The sequence below is a fragment of the Bacteroidota bacterium genome (genome assembly GCA_018816945.1).
Taxonomy (GTDB): Bacteria; Bacteroidota; Bacteroidia; order Bacteroidales.
The window spans coordinates 134,551-148,595 of sequence record JAHIVC010000101.1 but is presented as its reverse complement, the minus strand read 5'-3'; the positions used below and the strand labels follow the sequence as shown (position 1 = coordinate 148,595).

The 14,045-nt window shown below is 36.6% G+C and carries 9 protein-coding genes; 2 read left to right on the top strand and 7 right to left on the bottom strand.

The window, feature by feature from the left end; all coding sequences use genetic code 11:
• Positions 1-139: 139 nt before the first annotated feature.
• On the bottom strand, positions 140-2,317 hold the full coding sequence (katG, locus tag KKG99_17045; GenBank protein ID MBU1014704.1) for a catalase/peroxidase HPI: 2,178 nt from the start codon (positions 2,315-2,317) through the stop codon (positions 140-142).
• 426 nt (positions 2,318-2,743) lie between these two features.
• Here katG and KKG99_17040 point away from each other — a divergent pair, with 426 nt between their 5' ends.
• Positions 2,744-3,721, top strand: coding sequence for an IS110 family transposase (locus KKG99_17040; protein MBU1014703.1), 978 nt, complete (start codon positions 2,744-2,746; stop codon positions 3,719-3,721).
• Between the two features lie 98 nt (positions 3,722-3,819).
• Here KKG99_17040 and KKG99_17035 read toward each other — a convergent pair whose 3' ends face one another.
• From KKG99_17035 to KKG99_17010, 6 genes are all read right to left on the bottom strand, one after another.
• Positions 3,820-4,407 (bottom strand): DJ-1/PfpI family protein, encoded by a 588-nt coding sequence (locus KKG99_17035; protein MBU1014702.1) that lies wholly within the window; start codon positions 4,405-4,407, stop codon positions 3,820-3,822.
• Between the two features lie 563 nt (positions 4,408-4,970).
• Positions 4,971-7,277, bottom strand: coding sequence for a sodium-translocating pyrophosphatase (locus KKG99_17030; GenBank protein ID MBU1014701.1), 2,307 nt, complete (start codon positions 7,275-7,277; stop codon positions 4,971-4,973).
• Positions 7,278-7,658: 381 nt separating this feature from the next.
• Complete coding sequence (gene kdsA, locus KKG99_17025) at positions 7,659-8,471, bottom strand: 3-deoxy-8-phosphooctulonate synthase (protein ID MBU1014700.1); 813 nt, start codon at positions 8,469-8,471, stop codon at positions 7,659-7,661.
• 68 nt (positions 8,472-8,539) lie between these two features.
• Entirely contained in the window at positions 8,540-8,698 is a 159-nt protein-coding gene (locus KKG99_17020; protein ID MBU1014699.1) for a hypothetical protein, read from the bottom strand.
• A 42-nt stretch (positions 8,699-8,740) separates the two neighbouring features.
• Complete coding sequence (locus KKG99_17015) at positions 8,741-10,087, bottom strand: HAMP domain-containing histidine kinase (GenBank protein ID MBU1014698.1); 1,347 nt, start codon at positions 10,085-10,087, stop codon at positions 8,741-8,743.
• A complete protein-coding gene (locus KKG99_17010; GenBank protein MBU1014697.1) occupies positions 10,077-11,453 on the bottom strand; it encodes a sigma-54 dependent transcriptional regulator in 1,377 nt (458 codons plus the stop codon). Before KKG99_17010 ends, KKG99_17015 begins: the two co-directional genes overlap by 11 nt.
• A gap of 208 nt (positions 11,454-11,661) precedes the next feature.
• Between KKG99_17010 and KKG99_17005 the strand changes: the two genes are divergently transcribed.
• A complete protein-coding gene (locus KKG99_17005) occupies positions 11,662-14,034 on the top strand; it encodes an ABC transporter permease (GenBank protein ID MBU1014696.1) in 2,373 nt (790 codons plus the stop codon).
• Positions 14,035-14,045: the final 11 nt, after the last annotated feature.

The following is a 14,045-nucleotide window of genomic DNA, read 5'->3' as shown; positions in this document are numbered from 1 at the left end:
GTTTGGCAATATGAAAAGTTGCCGTTTGCGGGCAATTTTCTATCAACCTGCCTGCACTGCTGTCAGGCAGGGTTACTCGAAAAGTTAAAGCGGACTTCTGACCTTCGCATATCACTGAAAACCTTATTAGTAGTCGGGTTTATTTCATCACATCAAAACGGTCTGAATTCATCACTTTCACCCAAGCTTTAACAAAGTCTTTCACAAATTTTTCTTTATTGTCTTCTTGTGCATAAATTTCTGCATAAGCACGCAATATTGAATTAGAACCAAAAACTAAATCAACCCTTGTTGCTGTCCATTTAGTTTTTCCGGTTTTTCTTTCTACAATATTATAAAGATTATCGGATACAGGTTGCCATGCGTAATTCATGTCTGTAAGATTTACAAAAAAGTCGTTGCTTAAAACTCCTTCTCTGTCGGTAAAAACACCATGTTTGGTTCCTCCATAATTTGCCCCCAAAACGCGCATTCCTCCAATCAGAACAGTCATTTCGGGTGCAGTAAGCCCCATTAACTGTGTTCTATCGAGTAGCATCTCTTCGGGTTTTACGGCATATTTTTTCTTCTGCCAGTTTCTATAACCGTCATGCAGAGGTTCCAGGACTTCAAAAGACTCTCCATCTGTCATTTCGGCTGTTGCATCACCTCGTCCCGCAACGAAAGGAACTTTAATTTTGAAACCTGCTTTTTCAGCAGATTTTTCAATTGCGGCACTACCACCTAAAACTATCAAATCGGCAATGCTTACTTTTTTGCTCAAGCCTGCCTGAATTTCGATAAGTTTATTCAAAACTCTTTCAAGTCTTAGAGGTTCATTACCTTCCCAATCTTTCTGAGGGGCAAGCCTTATTCTTGCACCATTTGCCCCACCTCTATAGTCTGAACACCTGAATGTTCTTGCACTGTCCCATGCAGTATTAATAAGTTCGTTTCGGTTTAAGCCGCAGTTCAGAAGTTTAACTTTTAAATTTTCAATTTCCGATCCTGAAAGAGTGTAGCCTACATTGGGAATAGGATCTTGCCAAATCAAATCTTCTTTTGGAACATCTGCACCGAGATAACGACTTTTAGGACCTAAATCACGATGGGTGAGTTTAAACCATGCTCTTGCAAAAACATCAGCAAAATATTTTGGGTCTTTATAAAAACGCTCAGATATTTTTCTGTATACAGGGTCAATTTTCAACGCCATATCAGCATCGGTCATCATTGGATTTCGGCGAACTCCGGGAACATGTGCATCAAATGGTTTGTCTTCCTCCTTAATATTGATTGGCTCCCATTGTTGCGCTCCGGCAGGACTTTTTCTGATTTCCCAGTCGTAGGTGAAAAGCAAGTAAAAATACGTGTTGTTCCACTTGTTTGGGTGTGTTGTCCAGGCTCCTTCCAGACCACTACTTACAGTATTTTCGGCATTGCCTTTCCCTTTTGGATTTTTCCAACCAAAACCTTGTTCTTCGATTGGCGCACCTTCAGGATTAGGGCCTAGAACTGATGCATCGCCATTACCGTGTGTTTTACCAACGGTATGACCACCGGCTGTTAGTGCAACTGTTTCTTCATCGTTCATTGCCATACGCTTGAATGTTACCCGCATAGCCTGAGCTGTTTTTAATGGGTCTGGTTTACCGTCAACACCTTCGGGATTAACATAGATTAATCCCATTTGAACAGCAGCCAATGGATTTTCAAGCGTTTCTTCATCAGATTTGTTGGAATATCTATCTTTTCCTAACCATTCTTTCTCAGCACCCCAATAAATATCTTTTTCAGGATGCCAAATATCTTCACGACCACCGCCAAATCCAAATGTTTTAAATCCCATTGATTCATAAGCCATATTACCAGCAAGAATCATCAAATCTGCCCACGAAATTTTGTTGCCGTATTTTTGTTTTATAGGCCATAACAGACGACGTGCCTTGTCTAGATTAACATTGTCAGGCCAACTGTTCAATGGTGCAAAGCGTTGATTACCGGTATTGCTGCCACCACGACCGTCTGCTGTGCGGTAAGTTCCGGCACTATGCCAAGCCATACGAATCATTAAACCACCATAGTGTCCCCAGTCAGCGGGCCACCATTCTTGGCTGTCAGTCATAAGTTTCTTTAAGTCATTTTTTAGTCCTTCAAAATCGAGCTTCTTGAATTCTTCTCGATAATTTATCTCCACACCAAGTGGATTTGTTTTAGTATCGTGCTGATGCAAAATGTCTAAATTTAGCGCATTCGGCCACCAACTCATTACGGAACTATTGGTGTTTGTATTTGCTCCATGCATAACCGGGCATTTACCTTTTTTTGAACTGTCCATATTATTTATTTTTAAGTTTAAAATCTAAAGTTAATACTTTCTGTAATGGTTTTCAACCTTCCTGCTAATGTTCGCGTGTATAAGTAGTGGCGGATTGCGGGCGAATCACCTATCAAGTTACACGAAAGTTGTAGCGCCTGCCTGCCGGCAAAGGCAGGGGATACACCCCTAGAACCTGCCTGTCGGCAGACAGGTTTACTGCTGTCACGGCTATTATTTTTATACATCCTAAGTTTGCAATTCTTTATATTAGATTAAATCAAAAGAACGAAAGAGAGGAATAAGACTATTTTATACACGAGGATTAAACCCGTCAACAATGGCAGTCCCCTCTCTTTTACTATTTAAATCCGGACAGTTCATTAGGCATCAAGCCTGTTTCAGGTTGTTGGATCACATAGTTTCGTTCTTTCTAATAAAAATATCATGAATAAATTTAAACATTATTATGGAATTGACATATCAAAAGATGTTTTTGATGTGATTGATGATCAGGGTACTTATCATCAGTATGAAAATACGTTAAAGGGCTTTGGTAGTTTTAAGAAAGTTTTATTAAAGGATGCTTGCTGTGTGATGGAAGCTACAGGAGTTTATCATGTTCAGTTGGCTGATTATTTGTATGAACAAGGGATATTCGTATCCGTGGTAAATCCTCTTGTCATTAAAAGATTTATACAGATGAATCTACGTAGAATTAAGACTGATAAAGCTGATGCTGAGATGATATGTCGCTATGCCAAGATGAATGATCAACAGGCTTACCGACCGCCTCACATCTATATCCGTGAATGTAGGATACTAAAAGAGAATATTGATTTATTGCTTAAGAATAGGACTATGTTAAAGAACCGACTACATGCACTCAGTTATAAGCAATATAAACATCGTCTGATAATCATCAATCCATTAAAAAAAGCAATAAAGGAATTGAGTGTTCAAATCCAAAAACTTGAAGACGAGATGAGACAATTAATTATGACCCATGAACAAGAATTGTTCAGTAGACTTCTTAGCATACCTGGTATTGGAAAAAGCACAGCAATGTTTATGATCATTCTCAGTGAGGGCTTCACAAAGTTTGAAAGTGCCAAACAATTTACATGTTTCATTGGCTTATCACCCGTAGAAAAGAGCTCAGGTTCGAGTATAAGAGGTCGTGGCGGGATTAGTAAACAAGGAAATGGAAAGTTGCGCAATTTACTATTTTTATGCAGCTTCAATGCATGTAAGTCTAATAAAGCATGTAAAGACCAATTTGAGAGAATTATAGCAAAAGGAAAGAGTAAAAAGCTTGCATTAGTAGCAGTTTCTAATAAATTACTCAAGCAATCTTTTGCAATTGCAAAATCAGGTTTGGTTTATGATGAAGGGTTTAAAAGCAGGAAGCCAGTGATTCAGTGAAATATATTTTAAAATTTGTTTGGATTTTACCACAGTTCATTGTTGGCTGTTGGGCGTTTCTATAACTTAATCTTTCAATAATTTTGACAGCATTTTTCTTAAAATCCCATAGCTTTTTTTATTACTGCCATTTCTTCTTCTGAAGTCAGCATTTTTAATAATTCAAATGCAACATTTGGAGCTGTCTCAGGACAATAAGAGGTAATAATATTACCATCAACTACCATTGGCTCATTCACAACATCCACGCCAAATTCTTTCAGTTTATTTTGCCAATATCCGTTCTTTAAGTGGTATGTAGTTGCTTTCCGATTCTTAAGAACTCCACTTTTCCCTACGGGGAATGCCCCACTACAAACTGTCGCAATGATTTTACCTTTTGCATTAAATTCCCTAATTAATTTTAAAAACCTTTCATCATATGCTTCTTCATAAAAACCAAATTCCCCAAATCCACCAGGTATTGCTAAAGCGTCATATTCGTCAACATTTATTTCTCCTATGGTTTTATCTACAATAACAGGTACATTAAAAGTGCTTATAACTTTATCAGTAAAACCACATGTATCAACGAATAAATTATGTCCATAATCAACTCTAGACCAACCAATTACATCTATGAAAACACAAAACTCCATAGTTTCAAATGCTTTTGCTAGAAATACTAATACTTTCTTTTTTTGCATACTTTTCATAATTATCAATTTGTTTAAATTCCTGTAAGTTTTGCTATTCTCGCCTTATAGCCAACGTTGTGTACCCGCCAATTACGGGTATATCAAATATAGCTTAAAAATTAATTGACTGAAGATTAATTGATTGCGAAAATCGTAGGATTTGCGGGTAGAAATCTAACTCCATTTTATTTAGATTTTTACTGATTGAGTTTCTCAAAAATAAATAATACTTTTCATTCAGGACTTGCCTTTGTTAAATATTTAACTTGTCCAACACACTTTTTACTTGGTCAAATTCTTTAGTGCTAAAGTGAGTGTAAGTTTCAGTGGCTCTGCTGCTTTCGAGCCCTAACATGGTGCCTTATTTGGCTAGCAAAATGTTATGGTTGCCCAATTTTTTGGTATTGTCAACGGCAAATTATACGGCTTTAGGAGATAAGAACTGATCTATTCTGATATCTGCATAAATTTCAGGTATAAGCAGCGGCAACCAATAGTTAGTGCCCGGTCGGGCACACATAAAAAAAGCCGGTTCTTTTCAAAACCGGCTTCTTTGATTAAGTTTTTCTTTTCTAGAAAATACTGAATGCCACGGTCAATCCTGCCATTACAACAGAGACCATTGTCATCAGTTTAATAAGGATATTTAGTGATGGTCCGGAGGTATCTTTGAATGGATCTCCAATTGTATCACCAACAACAGCAGCTTTATGGGAATCACTTCCTTTTCCGCCGTAATTTCCCTTCTCAATATATTTCTTTGCATTGTCCCATGCACCACCGGCATTATTCATAAATACCGCCAGTGTAAAACCGGATGTCAGACCACCAACCAGTAATCCAACTACGCCTGCAACACCAAGCAGAACACCTATAAGAATAGGCACTGTAATTGCAATCAGGGATGGAAGAATCATTTCGCGTTGTGCACCTTTTGTAGAAATAGCCACACATTTTGCATAATCAGGAACCTGTTCTCCTTTCATGATTCCGGGCATCTCCCTGAATTGCCTTCTTACTTCATCAACCATCGAGCTGGCAGCCCTTCCAACAGCTTTCATTGTAAGAGCGCTAAAAAGAAATGCCATCATTGATCCAATAAAAATCCCACCCAACAACATCGGGTTAAAAAGTGAAAGATTGTATGCTGTTACAAAATCATTTATTTCTGCCGTTTGAAGATTTACTGCAACCTGACTCGCTTCAATAACCGGAATCACTTCTCCTCTGAAGAAAACTGTGTCGCCAACAGTAAAAACGCCATCAACGGCTTGAGCGGCCATTTTTCCGAGCCACAAGCGAACCTCTTCCATATATGCGGCAAGAAGCGCCATTGCAGTTAATGCAGCAGATCCAATTGCAAAACCCTTACCTGTAGCAGCCGTAGTATTTCCCAGCATGTCCAAAGCATCAGTACGCTCACGTACCTCTTTTGGCAATTCTGCCATCTCTGCATTACCGCCTGCGTTGTCGGCAATAGGACCAAATGCATCCGTTGCCAGGGTTATTCCCAGTGTTGATAACATGCCTACTGCAGCAAAACCAATTCCGTATACACCATGAGCAAAATTTGTAAATCCGCCGGCAGAGCCGTATGCTGCTATAATTCCAAGAACGATGGTAACAACCGGTAACCATGTTGAAACCATTCCAACAGCTAAACCATCGATAATTGTAGTTGCAGCACCTCCCAAGGTTTGCTTTGCAATACCCTTAGTAGGTTTATATTCGTCTGAAGTAAAATATTCAGTTCCCTGTCCAATTACCACTCCGGCAACAAGACCGGCAACAACTGCTCCGAAAATCCCCCAGGTGATCCATCCGGCCGATGCCATAATAGCAATAGCAATAAGAATAAAAACTGAGCTACCACCTGTACCGAGAAGCAGTGCATTAAGAAGGTTTTTTTGGGTAGCAGATTCTTTTGCTCTCACCATGTAAATACCCACAATAGACAGAATAATACCGACAGCAGCAACCATCATTGGTGCGAGCACAGCGGTTTGCTGTGTCATTCCTTCATAATTTCCAATGAGTGGAACAGCAGCTCCAAGTGCAGCAGTAGCAAGGATAGCACCAGCATATGATTCATAAAGGTCTGCACCCATACCTGCAACATCGCCTACATTGTCTCCAACATTGTCAGCAATTGTAGCCGGATTGCGTGGGTCATCTTCAGGTATTCCTGCTTCAACCTTTCCTACAAGATCAGCTCCAACGTCAGCAGCTTTTGTGAAAATTCCACCGCCAACACGGGCAAATAAGGCCTGTGTGGATGCTCCCATACCAAATGTCAGCATAGTTGCAGTGATTTCAACAAGTTTCTGATGCTCTGAGGTTCCTTCATGTACAAAGGTTAACCCAAGAAAATGTACTCCATTCAGCATATTATCAGCGGTGAAGATCACTTTATCAAGCAAATAAAACCAGGCTGCAATATCCATAAGGGCAAAACCAACAACAACAAGTCCCATTACGGCACCGCTGCGGAAAGCCACCTTTAATCCTTTGTTAAGCGACTCGGAAGCGCCCTGCGCAGTTCGTGCAGATGCAAATGTAGCAGTTTTCATTCCCAGAAAACCACATAAACCTGAAAAGAAACCACCTGTGAGAAAGGCTATTGGAACAAATGGATTTTGCACTCCGAGGTATGCCAATACACCCAGAAGAACAACCAATACTAAAAATACCATGGCCACAACCCTGTACTGGCTCTTGAGGTATGCCATTGCACCTTCTCTTACATACTGAGCAATCTCCTTCATTCTTGGTGTGCCTTCAGAGCTTTTCATCATATTCTTGAAGAAGAGATAAGCAAATACCAGAGCTATCACTGCAGCTAATGGTACAATCCAGAACAATTCATAAATGTCATTCATAATTTTAAAAGTTTAATTTTTCATAAAAAGTTAATTCATTGTTAACCAGTGTCATTGACAGACAAGCTGATAATCAATGAACCTGATTTATCGAAGCCTTAAAGTTAGGAAATTTGTATTTAGAAACTAACTAAATAAATGCCGTAAAACACAATTTTAACCAAGCAGATCAAATACAAAAAAGTGCTGTATAAAATATAGATTGAGGGGCGATGATTTTTCTCAAAAAAGGGCGGTCCGAAATCAGTGATATTGATGTCCGATCTTACTTTTTAGTTGCCACCATCAAGGGGTCTTCAGTCAGTCGGAGATATAAGACGTTAGACTTTAGATATTAGACAAATTTTTCTAAATGTGAAAAGTAAAATTATTTAAAAAATATTAGGAGATAGCTTCCCTTACCCTCACCAGTTTTTCGATCAGATCTTCTAAATAATCAAGGTGCAACATGTTCGAACCATCTGATTTTGCATTTTCGGGATCGGGATGTGTTTCAATAAAAATACCGTCAACTCCAACGGCAATACCTGCTTTGGCTATGGTTTCAATCAATTCGGGCTTACCGCCCGAAACACCGCTCGATTGATTCGGTTGCTGCAATGAATGGGTGATATCCAAAATAACAGGGACCTTATTTTTCTGCATTTCTGCAATTCCACGATAATCAACCACCAAATCCTGATAACCGAACATGGTTCCCCTTTCGGTAAGCATGATGTTATCGTTGCCCGATTGTTTGATCTTTTCAACCGCAAATTTCATGGCTTCGGGTGAAAGGAACTGGCCTTTTTTGATATTCACGAACTTTCCGGTATAAGCAGCTGCAACCAATAATTCGGTTTGTCGGCATAAGAAAGCCGGAATTTGTAAAATATCAACATATTCGGCAGCAACTACGGCTTCAGCTTCCGAATGGATGTCGGTTAAAGTTGGGATGTTAAATTCAAACCCAATTTGTTCAATAATCTTGAGTGCTTCAAAATCACCAATACCTGTAAAAGATTCAATTTTCGAACGGTTTGCTTTTTTGTATGATGCTTTAAAAATCAGTGGAATCTGATATTTATTGGCAATTTTAACCAATTGTTCAGCAATAATGAACGAAACTGCTTCATTTTCAACAACGCAGGGACCTGCAATCAGGAAAAAGTTAGTACTGTCCTGGTACTTTAGGTTGGGGATATTTGGTAGCATATTTTTCTTTTTGGTTTGTTCCAAAGATAGAAATTTTGGGTTTTATAAAAAAATTTGAGCAATAAAATTTAGTTATTTAAAAGAATGTAGACATCCGTTCCTTTTCCCAATTCCGATTCAAGAATGATGCTGCCCTTATGTAATAGAACAATTTGCTTTGAGAGGCTTAGACCTATTCCCGATCCCTCATCTTTGGCGGTATCAAAAGGAATATAAACATTATTGATTGTTGCATTTGCATCCTAAATCAGGAAATATAAGGATTCATTTTAAAATCGTAGCGTCACAATGGTGCCTTTATTTTCTTCCGATCGAATGCTGATTTCTCCGCCATGCAAACGCATGATTTGGCGAGATAAGCTTAAACCTATTCCTGAACCATTCGTTTTAGTAGTATAAAATGGAATGAAAACCTGATCTATTTGTTCTTTTGAAATGCCACATCCGTTATCGGAAATTTGAATAAAATTAGATTCATTTTCAAAAAATACTTTGAATTGAATTTGTTTATTTTCCGTGTTGCTAAATGATTCCAAAGCGTTTTTAATAAGATTGATCAGTACCTGTTCCAAAAGCTTGAAATCAGCCGATACCATGTGATTTTCTGATTCTATTTTGATTTCATGCCTGATGTTGAGTTTATCGAATTCAGGTTTGAACAGGTCGATTACATTCCTGAATAAATGCCCGATATTGAAGTTTTCTACTTGTAAGGATTTTACTTTGGTTAAATTCCGATAATTGTTCACAAAGTCGATCAAACCCAAACTTCTTTTTTCAATAGTATTGGTATTGCTTAAAATATCTTCGATGGTTGAATTTTGAATTTGAGAATTTTTCAAATTTTCAGCTTCCACTTCAATTGATTTTTTTATCGCATGCGTTAAAGTGGTAATTGGGGTCATGGAGTTCATGATCTCATGGCTCAAAATGCTGATCAGCTTTTGCCACGATTCCAGTTCTTTTTCTTCCATCGCGTTTTTGATGTTCTGAAAAGTGACGATGAATACTTCCTGTTCATTCAATATAAAAGTAGTTTTACGAACTAAAACGGGCACTTTTTCAGTATTGCGATTTAGGCTTAAACTTAACTGCCGGTCGTTTTTTATTTGTTTTAAAATCGAAGTAATTTCTTTAGGTAAATTGTTGATTTGAAAAATCTCGACGGAGGGAAGAATGTTGAACAGTTTCTTAACAGCATTATTCATCAGCAGAATTTTACCTTCGCTTGTTGCAGAAATTAATCCGGTTTCGATATGCGAAACTACATGTTTTAAATAGTTGTAATGATTTTCTTTTTCAATAACCGAAGAGCGGATTAATTCTTTAATTCCTTCTGTAATCACGTTCAAATCGGATAAAGATTTAATAGGTTGTCTGGTTAATGATTGGGAAAAATCTTTGGATAAAAGCGATGAGAAATAGTTAGTCAGGTTGCGGTTGGTTTTGTTAAAGTAATGAACAAATGCAACGATTTGAATTATTACCAAACTGAAAGCGACAATAAAGGTATACACCCTATTCAAATCCTGAATGGCAATACTTACCCAAAATATGTTAAGACTGATGAGGATGATGCGTCCGATGAGTTGGAAGTAAAAATTTTTATAAACCATGTTTTTCCATTTTTGAATACAAAGTAGTACGCGATATTTTCAAAATTTTTGAAGCCTGACTCAAATTGCCTTCTGAAATTTTAAGGGCACGGTTAATGGTTTCTTTTTCAATTTCAGCTAGACTTTGGATATTGTTCAATGTTTTTGCTTTTCTATTGCTCAACTGCGATTGAAAAATGTCTTCTTGCCTGATAATATTTGATTCAGATAAGATGATGGTACGTTCAATGCTGTGTTTTAATTCCCTGATGTTTCCCGGCCAGTGATGGTTTTCCAGCGCTGAAATTGCATCCTGACTGATTTTGAAAGGTCCCTTATTGTATTTTTTCTCAAATTTTTTAATGAAGTAATCGGTTAAGGAATGAAGATCTGAAACTCGTTCTCTCAAAGGCGGAATATTAAGTTCAATGGTATTCAATCTATAGTATAAATCTTCTCGGAATAAATTTCCTGTAATAAGATCATTAATATTCATATTTGTTGCACAAATCAACCGTATGTCAATTGGAATAGGGGTGGAGCTTCCAACCTTTATCACTTCACGGTTTTGTAAAACGGTTAATAATTTTGCCTGCAAGGGTAGGCTTAAATTGGTTATTTCATCTAAAAAAAGGGTTCCTCCCGATGCAATTTCGATTCGTCCCATTTTATCTTCTTTTGCATCGGTGAATGATCCTTTGGTGTGTCCGAAAAGTTCACTTTCAAAAAGTGATTCGCTAATCGTTCCCATGTCAATGCTGATGAATGCAGCATTCGATCGGTTTGATTTTCGGTGAATTTCACGGGCAATTAACTCCTTGCCTGTTCCATTTTCTCCGTATAAAAACACATTGGCGTTGGTTGGGGCAATTTTAGCAATCGTTCTGTGCAACTCTAAAATTTTTGTTGAATTTCCAATAATTGGATCATGCTGTTGATTTAAATTTTCTGAAATGGATTTTTGTTTCGATTTTAGGTTTTTGACCTCCCTCAAAGTTTTTTTGTATTTAACCCCGGCTTTTAATGAGGTGATGAGTTTTTGCGGATCCCAGGGCTTAACTATAAAATCAAACCCACCTTCCTTAATTGCGGTTACAGTCAGGCTGATGTCGGCATAAGCAGTTATCAGGATGATTACCGAACCTGGATCAATTTTTAAAATTTCTCTTAGCCAAAAAATTCCTTCATTTCCGGTATTGATTCCGGCCGAAAAATTCATATCCAATAAAATAACATCAAATGTTTGTTGTTGAATTGTTTCAAGAATTAGATTGGGGTTCGCCAGTGTTTTGATCGAATTGAAATCATATTTTAATAGTTGAGTCAGAGAACTCAAAATATCTAAATTGTCATCTATTATTAAAATATTTCCTGTTTTACTGCTCATATATAATTTTTATTCTTCTTTCAAAAATAGATAAAATGTTCAGAATACAACATAAGGGTGACGGATATTGAACAAAATTCTCTTTATATGTAGTTAAAGAATCATTCATGTTTCAGATAATCAGGCTTATAAAAGGATGGCATGCTCATTGTCATGACTAATCCTGTTGGTATATATAGTGCTATTAATAAAATAAATACCTTTAATTATGCTAAAATATTATCTTAAAATCGTAAGTAGAAATATTGTTCGCACTAAAGAATTTTTTATCATAAATATTTTGGGGTTGTCCATTGGGATTGCCTGTGCCTTTGTAGTATACCTCTATGCAGACTTTGAATTGAGTTATGATAAAAACATTAAGGACCACAAACAAATATACCGTATCATAACTGATGACTATCAGTTTGGTACCAGTGAGCCAACCCATAAGGCCAAATGTTCTTTAGGATTAATCCCTGTTATAAAAAACAATTATCCTCAAATTGAAGGCTTATGTTATTTCACTAAATTAAATGATGGTTCCATGTCGTTACACAATGAATTAATCAGTAGTTATAATGGAGTAAAAGCTGACCCTAATTTTTTTCAATTATTTGCTGCTGATTTTGTTTATGGAAATAGTAATGCTATCGGTGAACCAAATACTTGTGTTGTCACAAAAAAAATTGCAGAGCGATATTTCAAAAATAAGAACCCTCTGGGTGAAATCTTTATTTATAATGATATCAACTATGAAATAAAGGGAGTGATTAATGATTGGCCTATAAACACTCATATTAATTTTGATTTTATTTTATCATTTGAACCTCATGAATATGATTTAACAATGTGGGCAGCATTTGCGTATGTCTACGTGAAATTTAAGCCCAAAACAGATGTAAGGGTTTTTAATAATGAAATCAGGGATATTTATAAATCGGAAATGGGTGCAAAATTTAATCCTGAGTATAACAAAGTATTCTTTATTCAGGCATTATCGGATATTCATTTTAATTCGAGTCTTTCTGCAGATGTAACAGTATCTGGAAATAGTAACCGACTATATCTGTATTCGTTTGTTGGGATTTTGATATTATTAATTGCATGTATTAATTATATGAACCTCACCACTGCAAAACATGTCAGCAGGGCAAAGGATATTGGAATCAGGAAAACAATAGGAGCAAATAAATCTATATTGTTTTTTCAGTTTTTATTCGAATCTTTAATTTTTACTTTTATTGCACATGTCATTGCCATTTTCTTGGTAGAGATCACCTTACCATATTTGAATACATTATTGCAAATGAGTTTGAAGATTGATTATTTGAATATGAGAGTTGGAATGTGTATTATTTCCTTGATTTTAGTTACCACACTAATCTCAGGTACTTATCCCGCTTTCCTTTTATCTTCTTCAAAACCTGATCGAATTCTTAAAAGGGTTGTACATATCGGATCAGGTTCAGGGACTATCAGGCGTATGCTCGTAATTTTTCAATTTGTAATATCTATTATTTTGGTAATTACAGTTCTCGTAATTTACAAACAAATGTTATTTATGAAAGATTATGAGTTGGGTTTTGACAGGGACCATAAGTTGATAATTCAATTTCCTAAGAATTTGATTAATAATGATATACAATCTGGCGTAAAGTCACAATTCATGCAAATACCCAATGTTAAATTCTGCTCTTTTTCTAGTATTATTCCTGGTAGGCCCAGTCAGGATGTCTATATGTTTTTTCCTGGAGAAGGCAATACCCGTGCGTTTCCTGCAATAGAATGTCTAATTGATGAAGATTTTTGTACTACTTTAAAGTTAGTAATTGTTGCAGGAAGGGATTTTCATCCTGATGATAGATTTATTAGTAAAGGTCAATATGACTGTATTATCAATGAAACAGCTGTAAAAACCCTTGGTTTTGAATCTCCAGAAGAATCGATTGGTAAAAGGATATTTAATAATCGATCAAGAATAATTGGAGTTGTAAAGGATTATCATCATGAAGGATTACACGAAAAGATCGAGAATTTATTTTTTAATTTCAATAATTGTTGTTTTGAGTATTTAATCCTGGATATTGGCAATTCTGATCATAAGCAAAGTATCATAGCGACTGAGAAAGTATTTGATAATCTGTTCCCAAATACCCAGTTTGAATACTTTTTCCTTGATCAGGAATTTGATAAACAATATAGATCGGAAGAACTAATGGCTGAAATATTTACCGGACTATCTGGCTTGGGAATTTTCATAGGTTGTCTCGGATTACTAGGTTTAACCTCCTTTATGGCTCAATGCCGAACCAAGGAAATTGGGGTGAGAAAAGTTCATGGTGCTTCCATCTTGGGTATTGTCATGTTGTTAAGCAAAGAGTTTTCGAAATGGGTGCTTTTGGCAAATATAATTGCATGGCCGTTGGCTTATTATTTTCTTTCAAGGTGGTTGGAAAAATATGCATATCACATTAATATAAGTATTTGGCCATTTATTATGGCCGGACTGATCACATTAGTTATTGCAAATTTAACCACAATTTTCCAGGCATTAAAAGCTGCAAAAGCAAACCCTGTAGATGCGTTGAAATGTGAATAAAAAAAATAATT